The 24611-nt window shown below is 64.7% G+C and carries 22 protein-coding genes; 12 read left to right on the top strand and 10 right to left on the bottom strand.

All coding sequences use genetic code 11. The features are described from left to right. Positions 1-46 precede the first annotated feature (46 nt). From trkA to def, 4 genes are read right to left on the bottom strand one after another with little or no spacing between them, the layout of a single operon-like run. Positions 47-1423 carry a Trk system potassium transporter TrkA gene (gene trkA / locus CGS25_RS00400; RefSeq protein WP_089033981.1) on the bottom strand — a complete coding sequence of 459 codons (1377 nt, stop codon included), beginning with the start codon at positions 1421-1423 and terminating at the stop codon, positions 47-49. A 21-nt stretch (positions 1424-1444) separates the two neighbouring features. Then, positions 1445-2764, bottom strand: a complete 1320-nt coding sequence (gene rsmB / locus CGS25_RS00395; RefSeq protein ID WP_232802172.1) for a 16S rRNA (cytosine(967)-C(5))-methyltransferase RsmB — start codon at positions 2762-2764, stop codon at positions 1445-1447. Continuing rightward, positions 2757-3710 (bottom strand): methionyl-tRNA formyltransferase, encoded by a 954-nt coding sequence (gene fmt, locus CGS25_RS00390; protein WP_101674201.1) that lies wholly within the window; start codon positions 3708-3710, stop codon positions 2757-2759. The genes rsmB and fmt overlap by 8 nt, the downstream gene beginning before the upstream one ends. 9 nt (positions 3711-3719) lie before the next feature. Then, complete coding sequence (def, locus tag CGS25_RS00385) at positions 3720-4226, bottom strand: peptide deformylase (RefSeq protein ID WP_089033982.1); 507 nt, start codon at positions 4224-4226, stop codon at positions 3720-3722. Between the two features lie 183 nt (positions 4227-4409). Here def and CGS25_RS00380 point away from each other — a divergent pair, with 183 nt between their 5' ends. The 8 genes from CGS25_RS00380 (at position 4410) to CGS25_RS00345 (ending at position 12665) form a co-directional block, all read left to right on the top strand. Next, positions 4410-5483 carry a LysM peptidoglycan-binding domain-containing protein gene (locus CGS25_RS00380; protein WP_198588655.1) on the top strand — a complete coding sequence of 358 codons (1074 nt, stop codon included), beginning with the start codon at positions 4410-4412 and terminating at the stop codon, positions 5481-5483. A gap of 43 nt (positions 5484-5526) precedes the next feature. After that, positions 5527-6582, top strand: coding sequence for a DNA-processing protein DprA (gene dprA, locus CGS25_RS00375; RefSeq protein WP_101674199.1), 1056 nt, complete (start codon positions 5527-5529; stop codon positions 6580-6582). Positions 6583-6694: 112 nt separating this feature from the next. After that, entirely contained in the window at positions 6695-7240 is a 546-nt protein-coding gene (locus tag CGS25_RS00370) for an L-threonylcarbamoyladenylate synthase (RefSeq protein WP_101674198.1), read from the top strand. A gap of 30 nt (positions 7241-7270) precedes the next feature. Then, positions 7271-8185: an oxygen-dependent coproporphyrinogen oxidase gene (hemF, locus tag CGS25_RS00365; protein ID WP_089033986.1), complete on the top strand. Its 915-nt coding sequence runs from the start codon at positions 7271-7273 to the stop codon at positions 8183-8185. Continuing rightward, the gene (aroE, locus tag CGS25_RS00360; RefSeq protein WP_101674197.1) at positions 8178-8999 is read left to right on the top strand and encodes a shikimate dehydrogenase; all 822 of its coding nucleotides are present in this window, start codon (positions 8178-8180) and stop codon (positions 8997-8999) included. Before hemF ends, aroE begins: the two co-directional genes overlap by 8 nt. A 265-nt stretch (positions 9000-9264) precedes the next feature. Beyond that, the gene (locus tag CGS25_RS00355; protein ID WP_101674196.1) at positions 9265-10248 is read left to right on the top strand and encodes a lipid A deacylase LpxR family protein; all 984 of its coding nucleotides are present in this window, start codon (positions 9265-9267) and stop codon (positions 10246-10248) included. A gap of 183 nt (positions 10249-10431) precedes the next feature. Beyond that, positions 10432-12474, top strand: a complete 2043-nt coding sequence (gene prlC, locus CGS25_RS00350; protein WP_101674195.1) for an oligopeptidase A — start codon at positions 10432-10434, stop codon at positions 12472-12474. Then, positions 12471-12665: a YheV family putative metal-binding protein gene (locus CGS25_RS00345; protein ID WP_089033990.1), complete on the top strand. Its 195-nt coding sequence runs from the start codon at positions 12471-12473 to the stop codon at positions 12663-12665. The genes prlC and CGS25_RS00345 overlap by 4 nt, the downstream gene beginning before the upstream one ends. A 35-nt stretch (positions 12666-12700) precedes the next feature. Here CGS25_RS00345 and CGS25_RS00340 read toward each other — a convergent pair whose 3' ends face one another. Beyond that, positions 12701-14233: a BCCT family transporter gene (locus CGS25_RS00340; RefSeq protein WP_232802171.1), complete on the bottom strand. Its 1533-nt coding sequence runs from the start codon at positions 14231-14233 to the stop codon at positions 12701-12703. Between the two features lie 125 nt (positions 14234-14358). Beyond that, positions 14359-15540 (bottom strand): FAD-dependent oxidoreductase, encoded by a 1182-nt coding sequence (locus CGS25_RS00335; protein ID WP_101674194.1) that lies wholly within the window; start codon positions 15538-15540, stop codon positions 14359-14361. 327 nt (positions 15541-15867) lie between these two features. Here CGS25_RS00335 and CGS25_RS00330 point away from each other — a divergent pair, with 327 nt between their 5' ends. After that, a complete protein-coding gene (locus tag CGS25_RS00330; protein WP_101674193.1) occupies positions 15868-16320 on the top strand; it encodes a PA2169 family four-helix-bundle protein in 453 nt (150 codons plus the stop codon). A 93-nt stretch (positions 16321-16413) separates the two neighbouring features. Here CGS25_RS00330 and CGS25_RS00325 read toward each other — a convergent pair whose 3' ends face one another. Further along, positions 16414-17190, bottom strand: coding sequence for a ferredoxin--NADP reductase (locus tag CGS25_RS00325; protein WP_089033993.1), 777 nt, complete (start codon positions 17188-17190; stop codon positions 16414-16416). A gap of 111 nt (positions 17191-17301) precedes the next feature. On the opposite strand from CGS25_RS00325, the gene CGS25_RS00320 reads away from it, so the two are divergent. After that, positions 17302-18186, top strand: a complete 885-nt coding sequence (locus CGS25_RS00320; protein ID WP_089033994.1) for a LysR family transcriptional regulator — start codon at positions 17302-17304, stop codon at positions 18184-18186. Positions 18187-18195: 9 nt separating this feature from the next. Here CGS25_RS00320 and CGS25_RS00315 read toward each other — a convergent pair whose 3' ends face one another. Beyond that, positions 18196-19044 carry an RsiV family protein gene (locus CGS25_RS00315; protein ID WP_101674192.1) on the bottom strand — a complete coding sequence of 283 codons (849 nt, stop codon included), beginning with the start codon at positions 19042-19044 and terminating at the stop codon, positions 18196-18198. Positions 19045-19129: 85 nt separating this feature from the next. Continuing rightward, positions 19130-20833, bottom strand: a complete 1704-nt coding sequence (locus CGS25_RS00310; protein ID WP_101674191.1) for an alkyl sulfatase dimerization domain-containing protein — start codon at positions 20831-20833, stop codon at positions 19130-19132. A gap of 50 nt (positions 20834-20883) precedes the next feature. On the opposite strand from CGS25_RS00310, the gene CGS25_RS00305 reads away from it, so the two are divergent. Together CGS25_RS00305 and CGS25_RS00300 are read left to right on the top strand one after the other, a co-directional pair. Further along, positions 20884-21933 carry an AraC family transcriptional regulator gene (locus CGS25_RS00305; protein WP_101674190.1) on the top strand — a complete coding sequence of 350 codons (1050 nt, stop codon included), beginning with the start codon at positions 20884-20886 and terminating at the stop codon, positions 21931-21933. Positions 21934-22020: 87 nt separating this feature from the next. Then, positions 22021-22494 (top strand): sll1863 family stress response protein, encoded by a 474-nt coding sequence (locus CGS25_RS00300; RefSeq protein ID WP_101674189.1) that lies wholly within the window; start codon positions 22021-22023, stop codon positions 22492-22494. A gap of 23 nt (positions 22495-22517) precedes the next feature. On the opposite strand, the gene recG is transcribed toward CGS25_RS00300, so the two are convergent. Next, the gene (gene recG, locus CGS25_RS00295; protein ID WP_101674188.1) at positions 22518-24602 is read right to left on the bottom strand and encodes an ATP-dependent DNA helicase RecG; all 2085 of its coding nucleotides are present in this window, start codon (positions 24600-24602) and stop codon (positions 22518-22520) included. Between the last annotated feature and the right edge of the window lie 9 nt (positions 24603-24611).

Below are 24611 nucleotides of genomic sequence, written 5' to 3'. Positions count from 1 at the left end.
GGGGTTGCGTGTCGCGTGTTGCGTGTTGCGTGCAAGCGTGACTTCATCAGAAGAAGGTAAACCCAACCTGAAACAGTTTTTCCACATCGCGGATGCGGCGTTTGTCGATCAAAAACAGAATCACGTGGTCGTTCTGTTCGATCACGATGTCGTCGTGGGCGATCAGGACTTTTTCGCCGCGCACCACGGCGCCAATGGTGGTGCCTTCGGGCAGGTCGATGTCTTCAATCGCCCGGCCCACCACCTTGGAGGATTTGGCGTCGCCATGGGCGATCGCCTCGATGGCTTCGGCGGCGCCGCGCCGAAGGGAATAGACGTTGACCACGTCGCCACGGCGCACATGGGTGAGCAGACTGCCGATGGTGGACTGCTGCGGCGAGATGGCGATGTCGATGTCGTGGCCCTGCACCAGATCCACATAAGCCGGGTTGGCGATCAGGGTCATCACCTTGCGGGCGCCGAGTCGCTTGGCCAGCAAGGACGCCATGATATTGGCTTCGTCGTCGTTGGTGAGCGCGCAGAACACGTCGGTGTTTTCGATGTTGGCCTTGAGCAGCTCGTCGCGGTCGGTGCCCGGGCCTTGCAACACCACGGTGTGTTGCAGTTTTTCGCCGAGCCATTCGGCGCGCGCCGGTGAACGTTCGATGATCTTGACGTTGTAGCGGTGCTGGATGCTCTTCGCCAGCCGGTAGCCGATGTTGCCGCCACCGGCGATCACCACGCGCTTGTAGTTATGCTCCAGGCGCCGCAGTTCGCTCATCACCGCGCGGATGTCGTTCTTGGCGGCGATGAAGAACACCTCGTCGTCCGCCTCGATCACCGTGTTGCCCTCGGGAATGATCGGCCGGTTGCGGCGGAAGATCGCCGCCACGCGGGTGTCCACGTTGGGCATGTGCTTGCGCAGTTCGCGCAGCTCGTTGCCCACCAGCGGGCCACCGTAGTAGGCGCGTACCGCCACCAGTTGCACCCGGCCGCCGGCGAAGTTCACCACTTGCAGAGCGCCGGGGTGTTCGATCAGACGTTTGATGTAATCGGTCACCACCTGCTCGGGGCTGATGATCACATCGATGGGGATGGCGTTTTCGTTGAACAGTTTGTCCGCGCGGGTGGTGTAGTGGGCGGTGCGGATGCGGGCGATTTTGGAGGGCGTGCGAAACAGGCTGTAGGCGACCTGGCAGGCGACCATGTTGACTTCGTCGGAGTTGGTGACGGCGATCAGCATGTCGGCGTCTTCGGCGCCGGCTTCCTTGAGTACCCAGGGGTAGCAGCCCATGCCTTGCACCGTGCCGATGTCGAGCCGGTCGCCAAGTTCGCGCAAACGTTCACCGTCGATGTCGATGACGGTAATGTCGTTGCGCTCCCCGGCCAGGTTTTCGGCCAGGGTGCCGCCCACCTGGCCGGCGCCCAGAATGATGATCTTCATGATCGCTGGTGGGTCACCCCGTTATGCTGTCGCCTCCCGCTTGCGCAGGCAGGCCAGATAAAAACCGTCGGGCCCGTTGTCTTCGGGCAGTAACTGCCAGCCCGCGGAGACCGCCGGCGCGTCCGCCGGGCGCGGCGTTTCGTCCACGGCGTCGCCGGTGCGGGCCAGGAACGCCGTGATCTGCTGGTCGTTTTCCGCCCGGATCATCGAGCAGGTCGCGTACACCAGAGTGCCCCCGGGCCGTAGCAGCGGCCATAGTGCATCCAGCATGCGCGCTTGTAAATCCGCCAGTACCGGCAGGTCTTCGCGGCGCCGGTGCCACTTCACGTCCGGTTGCCGGCGCAGAATACCGGTGGCGGAACAGGGCGCATCGAGCAAAATGGCATCAAACGGCTCGCCATCCCACCAGCCGGCCGGGTCGGTGACGTCGCCGCGCACCAGTTCGGCGCCGGCGCCGAGGCGGGTCAGGTTCTGCGCCACCCGCGCCAGGCGGGCGCCGGAGAGATCCAGGGCGGTCACGCGGGCGCCGGGCCAGGCTTCGAGAATCTGGCCGGTCTTGCCGCCGGGGGCGGCGCAGGCGTCCAGCACCCGGCCCTGATCGGGCACGTGCAGATACTCCGCCGGCAATTGGGCGGCTTCGTCCTGCACCGAGAAATCGCCTTGCTCGAAGCCGGGCAACGCCGCCACCGGTCGCGGTGGGCTCAGATACAGGCTCCACGGCGCCAGCGTTCCGGCGCGAGCGCCCTCCCCCAGCGTCGCCAGCGCGTGTTCGCGAGTCAGGCGGAGCCGGTTCACGCGCAAGCCGAACGGCGGCGGCGCCAGGCTGGCCTCGCCGATGGCCGTGGCCTGGTCGGGCCAGTCCTGTTGCCATTGTTTCCACAGCCAGCCGGGCAGCGCCAGCCGCACCGGTTCCTTGTAGTCGGCGAACGCCTGCTCGGCGGTCAAGCGGCTGGCCTTGCGCAGCAGCGCGTTCACCAGGCCGCTGGCCCAGGGCGCCTGCAGGCCACGGCACAGCTCCGGGTAGGCGTTGACCACCGCGTGGGCGGGGCGCTCGCTGAACCACAGCTCATAAAGACCGCACAGCAACGCCAGCCGTACCGGTTGGGCGCTGGCTTGCAGGGGCTTTTGCAGTTGCTCGTTGAGCCATTGATTGAGGGGCCGCAGGTGGCGGCAGACACCGAAGCACAGATCGCGCATCAGACCACCGGCCTGGCCGCCCTCAAGGGGTTGGGCACGCAGTACTTCGCGCAGGCTGGCGCCGTCGCCGCTGCCGGGCAACACCCGGTTGAGCACGCGCACCGCCGCCAGGCGCGGGTCCAGGGCCTTGGGTTCGTTAGACAAGGGCGGCCCCCGGTTGAAACAGGTCCGGGTGGCCACGGCGTACGTCGGCCACGCTCATGGGCCGCTTGCCGGGCAATTGGATGTGGGTCAGCAGAATCTCGCCATCGCCGCAGGCCACTGTGATGCCAGCGTCGCTGACGGTGAGAATACGGCCCGGCTCTTGCTCGCCGGGCTGGTCGTCGGCGCGATGCTCGCGTGCCTCCCAGACGCGCACGGTCTGGCCGGCCAGTTCGGTCCAGGTGACCGGCCAGGGGTTAAAAGCGCGCACCCGGCACACCAGGGCCCGCCCGGGCAGGCGAAAATCCAGCCGCGCTTCGTGCTTGCTCAGTTTGTGGGCGTAGGTGACGCCCTGCTCCGGCTGGGTCTCGGCGCCGGCCAGATGGCCGGGCAGGTCTTCCAGAACACGGCTCAGCAAGCGCGCCCCCTGGCTGGCGAGGCGGTCGTGCAGTTGGCCACCGGTTTCGTGCTCGCCGATGGGCAGCGTTTCGTGCAACAGCATCGGGCCGGTATCCAGGCCGGCGTCCATTTTCATGATGGTGGTGCCGCTTTCACCGTCGCCGGCCATGATCGCCCGTTGAATCGGCGCCGCGCCGCGCCAGCGTGGCAGCAGCGAGCCATGCACGTTGACGCACGCCAGCCGGGGCAGATCGAGCACCGCCTGTGGAATGATCAGGCCATAGGCGACCACGATCAGGGCATCCAGCTCCAGCGCACGCAACTCGGCGAGAGTGTCGTCGCCCTTGAGGTGGCTGGGTTGCAGCACCGGGATGCCGTGGTCCAGGGCGAGCTGTTTCACCGGGCCGGGCGTGATTTTTTTGCCACGGCCAGCGCCGCGATCGGGCTGGGTGAGCACCGCCACCACCTGGTGGTCGGTCTCAAGCAGGGCTTGCAGGCTGACAGCGGCGAAATCCGGCGTACCGGCGAAGGCAAGACGCAAAGGTTGCAAAAGGGGGCCTCAGACGCGTTGACGCTGCACTTTCTGCAGCTTTTTCTTGATCCGGTCCCGTTTCAGCCGGGACACATAGTCGACGAACAGCTTGCCGTCGAGGTGGTCGATCTCGTGCTGAATGCAGGTGGCGAGCAGGCCGTCCGCTTCCATTTCGAAGGGTTCGCCGTCGCGGCCCAGCGCCTCGATGCGCACCCGCGCCGGCCGTTCCACTTTCTCATAAAAGCCCGGCACCGACAGGCAGCCCTCTTCGTAGGGGGCCAGATCGCCGGTCAGCGGTGTGATGCGCGGGTTGATAAAGACCAGCGGCTGGTTGCGCTCCTCGGAGACATCGATCACCAGCAGCCGCTGGTGCACATCGACCTGGCTGGCGGCCAGCCCGATGCCCTGGGCGTCGTACATGGTTTCGATCATGTCGTCGATCAGTTTGCGAAGCGCGTCATCCACGGTCTCCACCGGTTTTGCTACGGTGCGTAACCGGGGGTCCGGGAATTCCAGTATTTCCAGCTTTGCCATGTGAATCCTGGGTTAATGCCTTTCAGACGGGACGGTTTTTTGCAGCCGCTCGACCTGGAGTAGCATCTTAGCTTTGGTTGCTAAATATATGATCACGTTGCTAATATCCAGTAACGACTGTGTTCGATCTGGGGGCGCGTTTGCGCATGTGCGAACGCCTATAATGATAAAAGGAATCCGCTGATGATGAAATCGCTGCAGCGAATCCTGGTCGTGGGGATATGTCTGCTGGTGGCGGGGGGCGCGCTGGCGGCGGTCGATTTGCGCGATAACCATCCCGACGTCTACTACGTGAAAAAGGGCGATACCCTGTGGGATATCAGTGGCCGTTTTCTGGAGAACCCCTGGCAATGGCCGGAACTCTGGCACGATAACCCGGGCATCGACAACCCGCATCTGATCTATCCCGGCGACGAAATCCGCCTTTCCTGGGTGAATGGCCAGCCACGGCTGACCGTGAACCGGGGCGAGGCCGCCAAGACCCGGCTCGCCGACGGCACCGTCAAGCTGACACCGAGGGTGCGTGAGCTGGATCGCGAAGACGCCATTCCGGCGATCCCGATGAGCGCCATCCAGAGCTATCTCAAGGAAGGTCTGGTGGTGGAGCGTGATGACATCGCTCAGGCGCCCTATGTGGTCGGTGGGCAAGATGGCCGGGTCGTGTACGGCATGGGTGACACCATCTATGCGCGCGATCCGGTGACCCTCTGGGAGCAGATTGAGCGCCGTTACGGGCTGTATCGGGTGGGCGAGGAATACGTCGATCCGAACACCGACGAGGTGCTCGGCTACGAGGCCCGCCAGGTGGCGCTGGCCAGCGTGCAGGACCACGAAGAGGACATGGCCACCCTGGAACTGGTGCGCTCCTCGGAGGACGTGCGCGTCGATGACCGGCTGTTCTCCCGCCCGGACGGCAAGGTGCGCGCGGTGCTCTACCCGCATGCCCCGAACGACAAAGTCACCGGCCGGATTATCCGCTTCTTCGATCGCATCAACAGCGTCGCCCGCAACGAGGTGGTGGTGATCAACCGGGGCGAGCGCGAGGGCATGGAACCCGGCCACGTGCTGGAGATCTATCAGGAAGGCGAACTGGTGCGTGATCGTCAACGCGACGAAATGGTCCGCCTGCCCCGCACCAAAGCGGGCACCCTGGTGCTGTTCAAGGTGTTCGAGAAGGTCAGCTATGCACTGGTGATGACCTCGACACGGCCGGTGCACATGAACGATCTGGTGGAGAGCCCGGCCGGCAGTTACTGAACCGGTCAACGTTACCGATGACCACCGCACAAGGAGGTGCGCGATGGACGATTCACTTCTCAGGCTGGCCCTGTGCGCCGCCTTCACGCCCGATTCCGCCCGGCTCGGCCGGGTGCTGCGGGACCATCCCCCCGGCACCCTGCCGATCGGCGAATACCGGCGCCATCTGCCGGCCGGCCGGGACGCCACCGTTTTGCTGGAACCCGGCCGCCTGAGCGAGGCGCATGACACCCTGCGGCGCCAGGGCTGGCGATGGCTGGCGCTTGGCGATGCCGACTATCCGCCCTTGCTGAGCGATTTGCCCGACGCGCCGGGGGTATTGGCGGTGCGCGGCGAGGTGGCCGCGCTGAGCCGGCCGCAACTGGCCATGGTCGGTGCCCGTGGCGCGTCGGCGGACGGCCTGGACAACGCGTTTCGGTTCGCGCGCACCCTGGCCGGCGCCGGGTTCGTGATCACCAGTGGCCTGGCCCTGGGCGTGGATGGCGCCGCCCACCGGGGTGCGCTGGCCGGTGCCGGCGCCACCGTGGCGGTGCTGGGCGGCGGTCCGGATCGCATTTACCCGCCCCGCCACGGTGGCCTGGCCGATGCCATCGTCGAGGGTGGCGGCGCGCTGGTCACCGAATTCGCGCCCGGCAGTCGTCCGCGCCGCGAGCACTTCCCGCAGCGCAATCGCATCATCAGTGGCTTGAGCCTCGCCACCCTGGTGGTGGAGGCCGCGTTGAGAAGCGGCTCACTGATCACCGCGCGCACCGCCGCCGAGCAAGGCCGGGAGGTGTTCGCGATCCCCGGTTCGATCCACAATCCGCTGAGCCGGGGCTGCCACCGGCTGCTGCGCGACGGCGCCAACTGGCTGGAGAACGTTGACGATCTGCTGCGCGCGTTCGGCGATTTCCAGCGCTTGATCGACGACAGCCCGGCGCTGGCCGATGAGCCCGCCTTGCTGAAACACTTTACCGGTGGCGTCAATAACCTGGATGCTCTGCAGGTGCGCTCCGGATTGTCGGCGGCGCAGCTTGCCGATCAGCTCGCCGAACTGGAGCTGGAGGGCCGCGTGGAGCGCCTGGCCGGCGGTTACGCGCGCCGCTCCGGGCTTGCCTGACGCCCAGCGCTTGGGTACCTTCCGCGCTGTGCGCCCGTGGGGCGCTCAATGCCACCCCTGACCGGGCCCGCCAGGCGCTGGCCCGTTCCCTGCGCCGAGCGCCGGAGCGATCATGAATCAGCATCTGCAGAGTGCCGCCCGTATCATTCAGGCCGGCGGCGTTGTCGCTTACCCCACCGAGACCGTCTACGGGTTGGGTTGCGACCCGTTCAACGAACAGGCGGTGCGGCGGCTGCTGAAGATCAAACGGCGGCCGGCGGAGAAAGGGCTGATTCTGGTGGCCGCCGACTTGCGGCAGCTAGAGGGCCTGGTGCGGCTCAGTGAGGCCGAGCGGGCCGAGCTGGCGGCTCGCTGGCCGGGGCCGGTGACCTATCTGCTGCCCGCCCTGCCCTCGGTGCCGGCCTGGATTACCGGCCACCACGACCAGGTGGCGGTCAGGGTGAGTGGGCACGGCATCGCCCGGGCACTGGCATCGGCGGTGGGCACGCCGATCGTCTCGACCAGCGCCAACCGCGCCGGCGAGCCGCCGGCGCGCAACGCGTTCAATGTGGCGCGCCGGCTGGGCGGCGAACTGGATTTCGTCGTCAACGGCGACACCGGCGGGGGTAAGCCCTCCACCATCATCGATCTGGACAGCGGGCGCGTGGTACGCGATTGACCGGCTGCCGACACGGGCAAGGTTGCCAATATGAGTGAGACAGCGCCGCAGGCGGTTAAGAAATACCTGTTGGATCTCCAGGAGCGGATTTGCGCGGAATTGGAGAGCGAAGACGGCACTGGCCGCTTCGTCGAAGACGCCTGGCAGCGAGCCGAAGGCGGCGGCGGCCGCAGCCGGGTGCTGGCGGACGGCGCGGTGATCGAAAAAGGCGGGGTCAATTTTTCCCATGTGTTCGGTGAGCGCATGCCGGCGTCCGCCACCGCCCACCGCCCGGAGCTGGCTGGCCGCTCGTTCCAGGCGATGGGCGTTTCCCTGGTGATTCACCCGCGCAATCCCTACGTGCCCACCAGCCACGCCAACGTGCGTTTCTTTATTGCCGAGAAAGACGGCGAAGCGCCGGTCTGGTGGTTCGGCGGTGGCTTTGATCTGACCCCCTACTACGGTTTCGAAGACGACGCGCGAGCCTGGCACCGGGCGGCCCGTGACGCCTGCCAACCGTTCGGCGCGGAGCTCTATCCCGAGTTCAAAAAATGGTGCGACGATTATTTCTTTATCAAGCACCGCAACGAGCCCCGCGGGGTGGGTGGCCTGTTCTTCGACGACTTCAACCGCCTCGGCTTCGAGCAGAGCTTTGCCTTTATGCGCAGTGTCGGTGACGCGTTCATTCGCGCCTACCGGCCGATCATGGCCGCGCGCAAGGCGCTGCCCTACGGTGAACGCGAGCGCGACTTCCAGCTTTACCGTCGCGGCCGTTATGTGGAGTTCAACCTGGTCTATGATCGGGGCACGCTGTTTGGTTTGCAGTCCGGCGGGCGCACCGAATCGATCCTGATGTCCCTGCCGCCGCTGGTCCGCTGGGATTACCACCGGCAACCCCAGCCGGGCAGCGAAGAAGCGCGCCTCCATGAGGAATTCCTGATTCACCGGGAGTGGCTTGATGACTGATCGTTACGCGGTGTTCGGCAACCCGGTGCGCCATTCCCGTTCGCCGGACATCCACCATGCGTTTGCCGCCCAGACCGGCGACGATCTGGTCTATGAGCGTATCGAGGCACCCCTGGACGGCTTCGCCGAGGCGGTGGCCGGGTTCTTCGATAGCGGCGGGCGCGGCGCCAATGTCACCGTGCCCTTCAAGGAGCAGGCGTTCGCGCTGTGCGACCGGCTCACCGAGCGGGCCCGCCAGGCCGGCGCGGTGAACACCCTATGGCGCGAGCAGGGCGAGCTGCACGGCGACAACACCGATGGCCCGGGCCTGGTGGCCGACCTGCGTGATAACCTGGGCTGGCCGCTGGCCGGGCAACGGCTGCTGATTCTGGGCGCCGGCGGCGCGGTGCGCGGCGTGCTTGGCCCGCTGCTCGCCGAGCGCCCCGCCGATGTGGTGATCGGCAACCGCACCCTGGACAAAGCGCGGGCACTGGCCGAGCGCTTCGGCGGCGCCGCCATCGCGGTGCGCGGCTGTGCCCTGGAGCAGGTGCAAGGGCGGTTCGACGTTGTCATTAATGCGGTGTCCGCTGGGTTGCACGGGGAAATGCCGGCGTTGCCACCGGGTTTAATCGCCCCCGGCGCGCATGCCTACGATATGGTCTACGGCGCGCAAGCCACGCCATTCATGATCTGGGCCCGGCAACAGGGCGCCGGTGAGATCCGTGATGGCCTGGGCATGCTGGTGGAACAGGCGGCGCAGGCATACCGGATCTGGCGGGGCCGGCGGCCCCACACCGGCCCGGTGCTGAGCGCTCTGCGCTCTCCTTCGCGTTGACCACCGGGCGCCCGCGTCGGTTTTACAAACTTTATCGCGCGACGCTGGCGGTGGCCCCCGATATGCATGGAGAATAATCGGCGTTCGCGGAACGATCTTATCGAGCCCACGGGGGTGGCCTCGTTCTCTTGTCCTGCCCTGTTCAGGTTCCAACGCCTTACGCGCTCCGCGAGTCACGCCGCTGATTTTTTGTTTTGGGCGATTCCGCCGTCACGGACCGCCTCTCGGGGGAGATCTGTATGTTGTTGTGTCGTGGGAGAGATCTATGAGGTTCCTCTATCTTGCCGCCTTGATGTTCGGGGTGCTTGCCGGGCCATATGCTCAAGCCGATACCCTGGGGTTTTCCTGGGATAACGATGTTTTTCTGGGACAGGATAAGAACTACACCAATGGGGTGCGATTCAGCTGGGTGGACGAAGGACACACCCAGTGTGAGAGCGAGAGCGGCCTGACCTGCGGCACCGCCCGGCTGCTTGATCCTCTGCCCGGGATTTCCGCCGCCAGCGAGCGCCACGCGTTCACGGTGAGCCTGGAGCAGATCATGATCACGCCCAACGACATCAAGCGTGAAACCCCGGATTACAACGACTTGCCCTACGTGGGCTACACCAACCTGGAACTGGGGCTGTTCAGCTGGGACGCCGACAGCCTGTACGGGTATGGCGTGCGAATCGGGATAGTCGGCCCGGATTCCGGCGCCGAGGAAAGTCAGAAGATCGTGCACCGCATCACCGGCTCCAACGAGCCGGAAGGCTGGGACAACCAGCTCGGGCAGGATCTGATCGGCGGGGCCTACTTTATCAACGCCCACCGGCTGTTCCGGCACACCAGCGACGGCGGCTATCAGACCGAACTGGGCTATGCCTGGGGCGTGGACGCCAATAACTTCGACGGCAACGCCCAGGCCGGCGGCTTCGTGCGCTTCGGCTGCAATCTTCCCGGCAACTTCATTCCCGATTACGCCGGCATCGGCACCGCCGGCTCCCTGGTCGGTCTGTTCGACAACCCCGGCTTTGGCTGGGAGGTATTCGTCGGCCTCTCCGGTCAATATGTGGGCTACTCCTACATTGAGCGCAAGGGTGACGATTACGATGTGCAAGCGCGTGATTACATTGGCACCGCCGTGGCCGGGTTTGGCCTGCACACCGATGGTTTCAGTTTCACCATGACGGTCCAGAACTCCACGTCGCCGATCCGCGACAGTGACCCGCTCAGCTTTGGCAATATGTCTTTTATGTGGGCACTCTGAGATTTTTGTCGGCGCCGCTTCCCCCGGCGCCCCCTCTTCCACCGTGCTCGCCATGGAAGGGAGATCCCGCCGCAACGGAGCCCCGCGGTGCCCTGAGTTCCCTTGTTTCGGCGGCGTCGAATCCCCATGTTTTGAGCTCTGAGATTTAAACCCATTGCAGGAGCGGTTTAACCGCGATTGACCATGACCAACAATCCCCTGATTGATTATCCTGATCTGCCCCCCTTCGCCGACATTCGTCCGGAGCACGTGAAGCCGGCGGTGGAGGAACTGGTGGCGGCGGGTCGGCAGCGTATTCACGACGTTCTGGCGGCGCGGGATTTCAGTTACCGGGCCCTGGAGATGGCCCTGGCGGAGGAAGACGACCGTCTGAGTAAAGCGTTCGGTCCGGTCGGTCATCTCAACGCGGTGGCCCAGAACGAGGTGCTGCGCGAAGCCTACAATGGCTGCCTGCCGCTGCTCAGCGAGTACGGCACCGAGGTGGGTCAGAACAGTGCCCTGTTCGACGCCTACCAGACGTTGCACGACAGCGAGGAATTCGCCCGCTTGACGCCGGCCCAGCGCAAGGACATCGACAACACGCTGCGCGACTTCCGCCTGTCTGGCGTGGCCCTGCCGGACAGGCGGAAGCGGCAATACATGGAAAACGCCAAGCAGCTCTCCGAGCTGACCACCCGTTTTGAGAACAATCTGCTGGACGCCACCCAGGCCTGGAAAAAGCACGTCACCGACGTTGCCGAACTGGATGGCCTGCCGGACACGGCTCTGGCCGGCACCGCTGACCGGGCCGCCGCCGAGGGCTTGGAGGGCTGGCTGCTGACCCTGGATTTCCCGGTCTATTTCGCGGTCATGAGCCACGCCACCAACCGGGCACTGCGCGAAGAAATGTATCGCGCCTTCACCACCCGCGCCTCGGACCAGGGTCCGCAAGCCGGTGAATACGACAACGCCGACGTGATGAACGAAATTCTCCGCCTGCGTCATGAACAGGCTCTGCTGCTTGGTTTTAACAACTATGCGGAAGAGTCCCTGGCCACCAAGATGGCCCGTGATGTGGACGAGGTGATGACATTCCTCAACGACCTGGCACGCCGCGCCCGCCCCCAGGCCGAGCAGGAACTGCAAGCGTTGCGCGCGTTCGCCGCCGAACAGGGGGCCGGCGAATTGCAGCCCTGGGACCTGGGCTATTGGAGCGAGCGGTTGCGCGAGGCCCGCTATGATTTGTCCGACGAGGCTCTGCGGCCCTGGTTCCCCGCGGAGAAAGTGATCGCGGGCATGTTCTCCGTGGTCGGCACCTTGTTTGGCATCCGCTTCCGCCAGCGTGACGATGTGGCGCTCTGGCACCCGGACGTGCGCTTTTATGAGTTGATTGACGACGACGGTGGCGTACGCGCCGCGTTCTATCTGGACATGTACGCACGCACCGGCAAACGGGGTGGCGCCTGGATGGACGACGCCCGCCTGCGCCGCCGCCGGTTGGACGGCTCACTGCAAACCCCGGTGGCCTATCTCACCTGCAACTTCGCGCCGCCGGCCGGGGGTAAGCCCGGATTGTTGACCCACGATGAAGTGGTCACGCTGTTCCACGAGTTTGGCCACGGCTTGCACCATATGCTCACCGAGCAGGAAGTGGCCGGCATATCCGGCATCAACGGGGTGGCCTGGGACGCGGTGGAATTGCCCAGCCAGTTTCTGGAAAACTGGTGCTGGACCGAAGAAGGCCTGGCGCTGATTTCCGGCCATTACGAAACCGGCGAGCCGCTGCCCAAGGAAACCCTGGAAAAAATGCTGGCGGCGAAAAATTTCCAAAGCGCCATGGGCATGATGCGTCAGCTTGAGCTGTCTTTGTTCGACATGCGCTTGCACGCCGAATACCAGCCCGGCCTTGATATTCAAGGCGTGCTCGACGAAGTGCGTGAACAGGTGGCGGTGGTCAAACCACCATCGTTCAATCGCTTCCAGAATGGCTTTGGCCACATCTTCGCGGGCGGCTACGCCGCCGGTTACTACAGTTACAAATGGGCGGAAGTGCTGTCCAGCGACGCCTATTCCCGCTTCGAAGAGGAGGGGCCCTTTAACGGGGAAACCGGGCGCGACTTTCGCGCCAAGATTCTCGCCCGTGGCGGCAGCGAAGAGCCGATGGAATTGTTCAAGGCGTTTCGTGGCCGCGAGCCCAGCGTCGAACCGCTGCTGCGCCACAGCGGCATCGCTCAGGAGCCGGCATGAGCAAACGGCAGTTTATCGCCGGCGCCACCTGCCCGGCCTGTGGCGCCATCGACAAAATCCAGCGCTGTGAAGAGCAGGATAATGTCTGGATGGAGTGTATTGCCTGCGGCATGGTCCGCGACCTGGACGCAGCGCCACCGGCGGCCGACGCCAATGTGCAGACCGTGGAACTGAAGTTTCCCAAAAAATAACGTCTGAAGGGTGCATGGCGGAAGCGCTCCGCCGTTCACCGCTTAAGCCGGCGCGTTTGCAGCATCATCAGAATCAACCCGCCGGCGCTGCCCAGCACGATGAACAGCCCGGGCACGCCGGCCAGATTGGCCAGCATTTTTATGCCGTCCACGCCCAGATAAGTGGCACTGCCCCACCCCACCGCGCCGATCACCAACGCCCACAAAAACTTGATCGCGAAAGGCGAATTCATTTCGCCGGCGGTCACCGCCCGTGTACACAGACCGCCAATCACATCGGTGTTGGAATCAGCGGCGGTAATGAAAGAAATCAGGCAGGCGAAGATAAAGAACAGGCCAAGCAGAAAACTACCCGGAAGGTAGCTGAAAAGCTGATATGCCATCGCCGCCAGCCCTTCGGTTTTGTAAATCTGGTACAGCGCGCCATGATCCTGAACGTCATAAAAAAGCGCCGATGCGCCGAACGTGGAAAACCAGACCACGCTGAACAGCGAGGGCAGCAGCAGATTCACCAGAACAAACTGGCGCACGGTGTAGCCCCGCGCGATTTTTCCAAGAAACAGGCAGGACAGCGGCGCCCAGGCGAACCAGCTGGCAAAAAAGGCGGTGGTCCACCAGCCGGACCACCGACTGGTGGCGGGTTCGTGGCTCATCAGGTGGCGCGCGAAAAAATCGCCCAGATAGTCGCCCAGTGATTCCCCGCCCAACCGCAGGATGAAGGCGCCGGGGCCCACCGCCAGAAGATAAATCAGCAGCGCGATAAACAGCACGGTATTGAGGCGCGCCAGCAGCTGAATGCCGCCGCGCAGTCCGCTGCTGGCGGAGAGCAGCGCGGCGCCGACGATAAACGTGGAGATCAGAGCGTAAACCAGCGGCGACTTGGGCTGGCCAAACAGCACCCGCAGGCCGTCGCCGATCAACAACAGGCCGCCGCTGAGCACCGCCGACATGCCGACCACCACGGAAAACAACACCAGCGCATCCACCAGCTCGCCGGTGCGACCGCCGAGACGATCGCCGAACAGGGGCCGCAACAGGGCGTCCACGGAAAAATCGTAGCCGCGATTGTGGAAACCCAGTGCGAAGGTCAAAGCGGTCACGGTGTAGATGGCGTACGGAGCCAGTGTCCAATGCACGAACACGGTGGACAAAGCAAAGTGCAAGGCCGCGTCGCCGCCCGGGCGCGCCCCGGAGAAACCGGGCGGCTCATGAAAATGCACCACCGGCTCCGCCACCGCCCAGAACAGAATGCCCATGGCGATCACGGCGGTCAGCGACACCGAGAACCAGCGAAACGGTGAATAGATGCGGGTCGCCCCTTCGCCGCCGATACGGACCCCGCCCAGCGGTGAGAAAAACACCACCACGCACAGCAGCAACAGGCCGAGGGCGGTATACAAAAACAAAAAAGACAGACGGTCAATCAACAGCGCGTTCAGCGCGGCGGTGATTTGCACGAAGCGCGCCTGATCCACGGCGATCAACGTCAGCGCTGATAACATGGCGATCAACGCCGGCCAGAAAGTGATGTGCTTCAGGGTTCCCGGCTGGCTCTGAGTGTGGGTCACATGCTCCCCCTGTGAAGACGCCGGCGCGGGCCGGGGCGATCGCGCATCTTGTGAGCGGCGTTATGGTTTGTGCACAGGATAACCGTTTGCCGCGAAGCGCACCCGGGGAGTTATTCAGAGGTTCCTTAGCGCAGCAGTCCGCTTTTCAGGCCCGCCACGGTGCGGGCCATCTCGCGGCGCAGCCAGGGTACGCGATCCATCAGCGGGAACAGAACGTCGCGCAGGCGGGGCGCCAGCGTGCCGTGGGATTGGAACACCGGCGTCAGCCAGCGACTCATGCTCTGATAGAAACGTATCGACGGCGCCCGGGCGCGATGGAAATCCCGCCAGACCGCGCGCCAATCCTGGTTTGCCGCCACCGCCCGGGCCAGGGCCTGGGCGTCCAGCAGGGCCATGTTCGCGCCCTGCCCCAGTTGCGGGCTCATGGCGTGGGCGGCGTCGCCGAGAAAGCCCAGCCGGCCGTCGCCCCAGCGGCGCATGATCACGTCCCGATAGGTGGCCGACAGCATGTGCTCGTGCTCAACGCTGGCCAGCGCCCCTTCCAGGGCTGGCCACAAGCTGGCGGCGCTGTGCTTCCAGGCGGGGAAATCGAAGTCCGACGCCTGCCAGGAGGCCATGCTGCTCACCGGCAGGCTCCAGAACACACTCAGTAAGCGCTGTGACGACCCGTTCGGGGTCAGCCCGGTGGGCAGCAGCCCGGCCATGGTGTGCGCGCCGTCATAGCATTGGCGCAGGCCCTGGTCATCGTGGTCGGTGGGTACGATCGCCCACATGGCGCCCCACGGATAGAGCCGGTCGTAACGCACCCAGGCGGGCGGCCGCAGGCGGCTGTGGCTGCCGTTCGCCACCAGCACCGCGTCGAAATAATGCCGGTCGGCGCCTTCGTGTTGCAGCCAGGCACCGCTGGCGTCGTGGCCGACGGCGCTGATCTCGCTGCCCATGCACAGCCGCACCGGCAGGTGGGTCAGGCCGTCCGCCAGCACATGGCAGAGGCTGGCCCGGTGCACGCCCAGGCCCTGCAGATTCGCGGCCAAGTGACGGTATTCGGTGCGCATGATGACGCGGCCCTGGCGTGTGTGGCCATAGAGCCCGTGAATCGGCTGGCCATAGCGACGCATGTCGCCGCCCAGGCCCATGTCATCGAGCGCCGCCAGCCCGGAAGGCTGCAATAGCAGCCCTGCGCCCACCGGTTTGAGTTCTTCGGCCCGTTCAAACAGGGTGACATCGTGGTGTTGCCCGGCCAACAGGCGGGCGCTGGCCAGCCCGGCGGTGCCGGCACCGATAATGGCGATGGATTGAGGGCGCATCGGGGGTCCTGACGGGAAACTCAGGCCTCACCATACAGAGTGAACGCCGCCGTGCAAGAATCGGGGCTCAGGCTGCGTGGGTTGGCGGGTTTATCCGTGGGATGAGACGCGCTTGACGATGGCGACGCCCTCTTCGCTTTTCGCAATTCCAGGTTTTTCCGCCAAAGCAAAAAACTATCGTGAAAAAAATGACGTAAATCTTGTCGCTTGACGCTTTGGTTTTATGCCTTGAGATCGCAATGTGGTAGCTCCACATCGGCTCGCCAAAGTCGAACGACGGCGGCAAGGTTGATGTGACGTTTTGTGTACCGGAAAAGGAGTTTTCCAATGAGCAGCGATGACGTAGTGTCCGTACTGAATGATCTCATCGAAACCAGTAAAGACGGTGAGAAAGGGTTTCGTGTTTGCGCCGAGGACCTGAAGGATCCGAAGTTGAAATCCAGCTTTGCCCAGCGCGCCGAGGAGTGTGCTCAGGCGGCCGCCGAGCTGCAAGGCATGGTGCGTGACCGCGGTGGCGATCCGGAGAAGCACTCCAGCATGGCCGGTGAACTGCACCGCCGCTGGGTGGACCTCAAGTCGATGGTGACAGGCAAGAGCGACGAAGCGATTCTCAATGAATGCGAACGCGGCGAAGATGTGGCCAAGAAGAGTTATCAGAAGGCGCTGGAGAACGAGCTGCCGGCCGATGTGCGCGCGGTGGTGGAGCGTCAGTATCAGGGTGTTTTGCGCAACCACGATCAGGTCAAAGCACTGCGCGACGCGGCCCGTGCCGGCCACTGAAATTTCTATTTATTCTGAAAAACCATAAAGAAAGCCACGCGCCGAAAGGTGCGTGGCTTTTCTTTTTGGGGCCTTGTTCGGAACGCTTTACCGTTACTTCTCGACGAAGGCCCGTTCAATCACGTACTCATGGATGTGGCCGCCACGGGATTCGCGGAATCCCCAGCCATCCAGAATCTCGGTGAGATCCTTGAGCATGGCCGGGCTGCCGCAGAGCATAAAGCGGTCTTCTTCCAGATTGGGTTTGGGGACGCCCAGATCGTCGAAGATTTTGCCATCATTCATCAGGTCGGTCAGCCGGCCTTGATTGCGGAACGGCTCGCGGGTGACCGTGGGGTAATAAAGCAGCTTGTCGCGGATCAGTTCGCCGAAGAACTCGTTATCGGGCAGTTCGCTTTCGATGATGTCGCGGTACGCCAGCTCGTTGGTGTAGCGCACCCCATGGGTGAGAATCACCTGATCGAATTTTTCGTAGACTTCCGGGTCCTTGATGATGCTCAGGAACGGTGCCAGGCCGGTGCCCGTGGAGAGCAGCCACAGGCGTTTGCCAGGCAGCAGATGATCCGCCACCAGGGTGCCGGTGGGCTTGCGGCTGACATAAATTTTGTCGCCGGGCTGGATTTTCTGCAGCTGTGAGGTAAGCGGGCCGTCCGGCACCTTGATGCTGAAGAATTCCAGCTCTTCCTCATAGTTGGCGCTGGCGATGGAATAAGCGCGCAGCAGCGGCCGGCCGCCGTCCTGCTCCAGGCCGATCATGGTGAAATGGCCGTTTTTGAAGCGGAAACCGGGGTCCCGACTGGTGGTGAAGCTGAACAGCGTGTCGTTCCAATGACGGACACTGGTCACGGTTTCAGTATTCAAATTAGACATAAGCTAATGCGCCTTTATTCCAAAATTCTCCAATTGGTGAGAATGTAACCGTTTCTCTCATATCGGTAAAATGGGATGTTCCGATATTTGATATCGATTATGGTGATAACGATGCGCTACACCCTTCGCCAATTGGAAGTGTTTCTCGCCACCGCCCATTTTGAAAACGTGAGCCGGGCGGCGGAGCACCTGAGTATGTCCCAGTCCGCCGCCTCCGGCGCGCTCAAGGAACTGGAAAGCCAGTTTGGCATCAAGCTGTTCGAGCGCGCCGGCAAACGCCTGCGTTTGAACGAGCTGGGCCGCCAGCTTTGGCCCCGGGCGGAAGCGCTGCTCGGGCAGGCGCTGGAGTTGCAGGTCAGCCTGCTCTCCCATCACGACCTGGGTCCGATCAAGGTGGGGGCGACCCTTACCATTGGCAACTATCTGGCGGTGAGCATCATGGCGCGCTATATGGCCGAGCAGCCGGACGCGCGCGTCAAACTGGAAGTGGCCAATACCAGCGCCATTGTCGAGCGGGTGCTGGGCTTCGACCTGGACGTGGGCCTGATCGAAGGCGAGATCAATCACCCGGACCTGGATCTGCTGCCCTGGCGCGATGATGAGCTGGTGGTGTTCTGCGCGCCGGATCATCCGCTGGCGGCCAAGAAAACCTTGGACGATCACGATCTGCGCGCCGCCACCTGGATCGTCCGTGAGCCGGGCTCGGGTACCCGGCAAACCTTCGAGCGTGCCATGCACGGCCTGCTGCCCAGCCTCAATCTTTTGCTGGAGCTGGAGCATACCGAGGCGATCAAGCGGGCGGTGGAAACCGGGTTGGGCATCAGTTGCCTGTCCCGGGTGTCGTTGCGCGAGGCGTTTCGGCGCGGCTCCCTGGTGCCACTGGCCGTGCCGGAGCGGGATTTCAGCCGCCAGTTTTATTTTGTGCTGCACCGGCAAAAACACCGCAGCCCGGGGGTGGAGCGCTGGCTGCAGCTGTGTCGGGAATCATCGGGCTGATGCGCGCTCTCAGGACGGTTTGTCGGCGCTCAGGTAGCGCTCTTTCACGATGCCGCTGAGCTGCTCACGCGGCAGGGTCAGTTCCGGCATGCCCATCACATAAGGGCCGATGGTGTAGGCGCCGTATAAAAGCACGATGCCGTCGTCGGTGATCCGGAAGTCACTGGTTTTCTGAAACGGCCACGCCTTGCGGAAGTCATCGTCGGCGTCCGCTTCGTCCTTCAGCCATTGGTCGTGGGCCTGTTCAGCGAGCGCCCAGAACGCGTCCTGCTGGCCGGGCTCAATGACATCGGCGAGGCGGACACGTTGATTGGCGGCCAGGTCCCAGTTGAGCCAGTGCGTGGCGGGCATGCCATGGGCGCCGCCGGTGAATTCGTAACTGTCGATCTTGATGGTGGCGAGCGAACCGCGCTGGTCGAGCAGGCCGGTTTCGCCGGTCAGCTCCCAGCCGTTGGCGCCCTGGTCGGGCAGATTGGCGGCATCGGCGATAAAGCCGGCGGCCACCGCCTCCAGCGACGTGGCCTGGCTGCCGTCGTCCTTGCCGTTGCCGGCCAGTTGGCGAATCAGTTGCGCGCGCACTGCCTGGTTCAGGGCGTCTTGCTGGGCGTAGACCTCAAGATCGATATCGACCTTGGGGCACTCTTTGCTCTGGCATTGGTCGGGCTGACGCTGCAGCGTTTCCGACTTGCCTTCCAGCCTGGCCTGCGGCGGGGCAGGGCTGGCCGGTGGCTGGTGGGAAGATTCGCTCTGCTCGCTTTGCGCCGGCGCCTGGGGCGCCTTGTCGGCGTTGTCGTTGCCGTTGTCGCAACCGGCCAGGGCCAGCAGCAGGGCCAGGGCGGTGAAAAGGGATAAACGCATGGGCTCGTTCCTTGGCGGCCTGGTCTGAGGTCGCTTAAGCGTGCCTGTATTCGCGGGACCATGCAAAGCCGCCGGCGGCGTGTTGTCACTCGACCTTTTCGAAGTAGCCGAGAATCCGCAGGGCGTCGAGCTTGCCGCCGCGAATGTCCAGGTCGTCGCCGGCCAGCGCGGCGGCGGCGTTGCGTTCGCCGGCGGCGATCGCCTTCCAGGTCGGTTCGGTGGTGTCGATCACCGCCACCGTGTCCGCCGCCAGGCCGTCCAGCACCACCGCCACGCCGCGGCGGATTTCCAGGGTGAAATCCCGGTTGCTGTCGCGGAAGTGAAAGCCCAGCTTCTGGTGCACGTCCAGAGTCTCTTCCGCTTTCAGGAAGGCCGGCATGGCGCGCAGGAAATTGCCCACCGGCAGGGTGGCGAGAAAGCCCTCCGGCGGGTGGGTGCGAAAGCCCGGTTTCAGGCCATCGGCCACTTCCCGGGCGGCGGTGAAGTAGTAATTGCGCGCCGGCGGGTTGGCCTCGGCGGTGGCCAGCGTGCGCAGGGCGCTGGCGCGCAGATCCTTGACCGCCTGTTGGTCGGGTTTCAGCAGCAGCAGGGCGTCGCTGAGCGACAGTGCCCATTGCGCGCGGCCTTCATCAAGCGCCGCGCGCGCCTTGTCGAGCAGGGCGTCGGCGCCGCCGGCCAGTTCCGCCAGATTGCGTGCCTGTTGCAATTCGGGCAACGGCTGCAGGGTGCTCGGGTTGCCGTCGAACCAGCCCAGGTAACCTTCGAACACCGAGCGCACCGACCAGGATACCTTGCCGTAGAACTCCTGCAGCCAGGGGTTGTTCGCCAGATGGGCGGGCAGGTGCACGCGTTCGACGATCTGGTCCGGCGTCAGGCCCTGGTTCATATAGCGCAGGGTCTGATCGTGCACGAACTGGATCGCGTCCCGGTAGTCGGTGAGGGTGCGCTCGATGTGCTCGTGGCCGCTGAGCGGACGGGTATGGCTGGGCACCATGTATTCGGCGTCCAGCGCGCGCATCAGGTCGAGGCTGTGAATCCACTTCTGCACGTCGCGGTAGTAGGTGCCGCGAATGGTGTAGAGATTGGGAAAGGCGCGATACAGGTTGTCGCCGCTGAGCAGCACTTTCTTGTCCGGCAGCCAGACGAACAGCTGGTCTTCGGTTTCGCCGGGGGCATGCACCAGTTGCAGGCGCACGCCGGCGATGGTGACTTCCATCCGGTCGTCGAAGGTGTGATCCGGCGGCAACGCGAACAGGGTGCTGTCTTCGTTGACGCCCAGTTTGGGGCCAATGCCGTCGTTGATCAGCTCGCCGTCGGGCAGGTGATGCCCGAACATGCGCATCGAGCGCGCGGTAATGATCGGCCGGATCTGGTTGACCACCCGGTTGATGTAATAACTGGTGCTGCTGTGGGCGTACACGGGCACGGCGCCGGGCTCGGCGAAGGCGCGGGCACCGAACACATGGTCGGTGTGATTGTGGGTATAGATGATGGCGGTCACCGGTTTGTCGGTGATGTTGCGAAATTCCGCCAGCACCTGGCGGCCTTCTTCCACGGTCTCCATGGTGTCCACGATGATGATGCCGTCATCGCCTTCCAGCATAATGGAGTTGGCGAGGCCGTAGCCGATGGCCACATAGACACCGTCGGTAACGCGGACCACGCCTTTTTTGAACTCCTGGCTGTGTTCGCGCAGGGCGTCCGGCGCCAGGGGTTTGGGGGCGCCGGTGTCGGTCTGATCACCGCAACCGGCGATCATGAAAGCCAGAAAAACAAAAAGGTATCGCATGGTGTGTTGTCCTGATTCGTTATTGCTGGCAAGGCTAGGCGGGTGCGGTCATGGCGCCAAGGTGGCAAACGGCCAGCGGGCGGTCGGTGGTGGCCAATAAGCCGTTTGTTGCGACCACCGTGGCGGCCTGGCCGCTGGCGCTGATCGATCTGCTTGAAGAGCGCGGCCTGGATGCCGTCGCGGCGCTGGCCGAGGCGGGGCTGAGCGCGGCCACGTTGCGCGCCAACCCCGGCGGCCGGGTGGACACCGCCGCCATGACCCACCTGTGGCGGATCGCGGAACGAATCAGCGGTGACCCGGCCATTGGCTTGTGGGTGGGGCAGCGCGCCCATCCGATGAACCTGCGGGTGATGGGGCTGCTGCTGCAGACCGCCCCGGATCTTGCCCATCTGCTGGCGTTCACGGTGCGCTTCCAGGCACTGATCTCAACCGGCGTGACCACGTCACAATACCACCGGCCCGATGCCGTGGGCCTGGCGATCCAGACGCTGCCGGACGCGCCGATACACCCCTGTGCCCTGGATGCGTTTATTGCCGCCCATGTGGTCAGTTTGCGGCGGGTTGCCCGGCCCAGCCCGGTGATTTCAGTGGCTCTGTCGCGGCCGGCGCCGGCGGACATCGGCCCGTGGCGGTGCGTTCTCGGCGCGCAGCCGGAGTTCGCTGCCGAGGTGGACGTCATCTGGCACCAGCGCCACAGAATGCATGAGCCGCTGCCCTTGGGGGACGCGCGCCTGTCCGATCAGCATGTGCGGCTGGCCGAGCAGGCGCTGGCCGAACTCGACCACACGCCGCCGCTGGTGCGTACCCTGCGCGATTTATTGCGTGCCCGCCCGCAAGCGCCGCCCTCGCTGGGGGAGCTGGCGCAAGCGGTGCGCATGAGTGAACGTTCCCTGCGCCGCCGGCTGGATCAGGCCGGCAGCGGCTACCGGCAGTTGCTTGAAGAGCAGCGCGCCGAGAGCGCCGCCGAGCTGCTGCGGCGCAGCGATGCGCCGCTGGCGGTGGTGGCGCAGCGGTTGGGTTTTTCCGATGCCAGTAATTTTGGCAAGGCCTTTAAGCGTTGGTACGGCGTCAGCCCGGACCGCTTTCGCCACAGCCGTTGAGCAGGCTTGTTTTTCAGGATTTTTCACCCATATCAAAGGAGAGGGCGCACACTTTTGTTGCCGAACAAAAAACCGGAGACTCCCCCAATGCGACATTCCCTGCTTGTGGCCGCCACCTTTATGCTTGCCACCACGTCGTCCAGCTGGGCGCAGGACGCCACCGAAGGCGTTCCCAACATCAAGCAGCCCGACCAGGAAAATGTGCAGGCGCAACAGCGCGACACCATGGAGGATATCCGCCAGTACAGTGCCGAGCAGAAAGAGCAGGCGATGCAGGCGGCGCGCAACGGCCTGGAGCGGCTCGATGCCCGCATTGATGACGCCTCGGACAGCATTAATGACGGTTGGAAGGAACTCTCCCAGGAAACCCGCCTGAAGAAACAGCAGGCACTCGCCAACCTCAAGGAGCAGCGCGCCGAACTGCAAGCGGATTACCAACGCCTGCAAGACGCCAGCGCCGACAACTGGGACGCCGCCAAGGTGCGTTTTGGCAACGCCTGGGATGCCACCAGGCAGGCTTGGCGTGAACTGACCGCGCCCACTCCGGCGCAGGATCAATAAAGGCTGGCCGCGACGCACCACCCTCACACGTCGGCGAAATCCTCGCCGCCACGCAGCCAGCGGCGCAGCAACCGCTCGACCCGATCCGGGTAACTCTTCAATAACGATTCACCGACCGCGCGGGCCGGGCTCATCAGGGCCTCATCGCGCACCAGGTCAGCGATCCGGAACGCCAGCTCGCCGGTTTGTCGGGTGCCCAGCCATTCCCCCGGGCCGCGTAATTTCAGGTCTTCCTCGGCGATCACGAAGCCGTCGGTGGTCTCGCGCATCACCGCCAGGCGCCGGCGCGCGGTCTGCGACAACGGTGTCTGATACAACAACAGACAATAACTCTGGGCGCTGCCTCGCCCGACCCGGCCCCGCAACTGGTGCAACTGCGCCAGGCCCAGACGCTCGGCGTTTTCCATCACCATGAGGCTGGCGTTGGGCACGTCCACCCCCACTTCGATCACCGTGGTGGCCACCAGCAATTGCGCCGCGCCGCTGGCGAAGCGCGCCATCCGTTCGGCCTTTTCGCGGCCCTTCAGGCGGCCGTGCACCAGTTCAATGGTGAGTTCCGGCAGCGCCTGCTTGAGGGTCTCGAACGTGGCCTCGGCGGCCTCCGCCTGCAGCTCGTCGGATTCCTCGATCAGGGTGCACACCCAATAGGCCTGGGTGCCGTCGCGGCAGGCGGCGCGGATGCGTTCCACCACCTGATCGCGCCGCGACACCGGCAATGCCAGGGTCTGAATCGGCTTGCGGCCGGGCGGCATTTCATCAATCGCCGAGGTGTCCAGGTCGCCGTACACGCTCATCGCCAGGGTGCGAGGAATCGGCGTGGCGGTGAGGGTGAGCTGGTGCGGCACCTGATTGCCGAAACGGCCTTTCTCGCGCAGAGCCAGGCGCTGCTGCACGCCGAAGCGGTGTTGTTCGTCGATGACGATCAGCCCCAGGCGCTGGAAGCGCACCGCCTCCTGGAACAGGGCGTGGGTGCCCACCACCATGGCGCCGTGGCCGTCCGCGAGGGCGGCCAGGGTATCGCGGCGCGCCTTGGCGCCCATGCCGCCGGCCAGCCAGTGCACATCGATGCCCAGCGACGCCAGCCAGTGGCGGAAGTTGGCCAGGTGCTGCTCGGCGAGCAGTTCGGTGGGCGCCATCAGCGCCACCTGGTGGCCGGCTTCGATGGCGATCAGGGCCGCGCAGGCGGCCACCAGTGTTTTGCCGGAGCCGACGTCGCCCTGGATCAACCGCAACGCCGGATGGCGGCGGGCCAGATCGGCGCGGATCTCGCCAATCACCCGCTGCTGGGCGCCGGTCAGCGTAAACGGCAGGTTCTCAAGCAGCCGGCGGGGCAGGGTGTCGCCGCGCAACGGCGGCGCCGCCAGCGCTTTCTGGCCGGCCCGTTTGGTCAGCATGCCGAGTTGGTGGGCGACCATTTCTTCCATCACCAGCCGTTTCACCGCCGGGTGCTGGCCGTCGAGCAGCAGATCCACCGGACCATCCGGCTGCGGGTGATGCAATTTGGTCAGGGCCGCCGCCAGGCCGGGCAGGCCGCTCTGATCAAGCAGGGCAGGGGGGATCAACTCCTCGGGGGGATGGCCTTGCAACCAGTGCAGCGCCTGGCCGGCCAGGTTGCGCAGCAGTTTCTGGCTGACCCCTTCGGTGGTCGGATACACCGGCGTCAGTGCCCGCTCCAGCGGCGGCAGGTCCGGGCCGGTCTGGTATTCCGGGTGGTAGAATTCCAGGCCGGCGGCGCCGGGGCGCGGTTCGCCATAGACGCGGATCGCCCGGCCTTTCTCCAGGCTGTTCTTCTGCGCCGCACTGAAGTGATAGAAGCGTAGTGCCACCAGGCCGGTGCCGTCCGCCACTTTGCACAGCAGCGAGCGCCGCTTGCCGAACACCACGTCGGCGGCCATCACCTCGCCCTCGATCACCACCCCCTGTTCCGGGCGCAGAGCGCCGATTGGCGTAATGCGGGTGCGGTCTTCGTAGCGGAACGGAAGGTGGAACAGCACGTCTTCCAGGGTGATCAGGCCGAGCCGCGCGAGCCGCTCGGCGGCCCGCGGGCCAACGCCCTTGAGGCGGGTAATGGCGAGCGACTCGAGAGTGTCGGCGGCGGGCGGACTCATCGCGGGAAA

The sequence above is a fragment of the Alloalcanivorax mobilis genome (assembly GCF_002864685.1).
GTDB classification, from domain to species: domain Bacteria; phylum Pseudomonadota; class Gammaproteobacteria; order Pseudomonadales; family Alcanivoracaceae; genus Alloalcanivorax; species Alloalcanivorax mobilis.
This window is presented reverse-complemented; position numbering and strand designations above follow the sequence as displayed.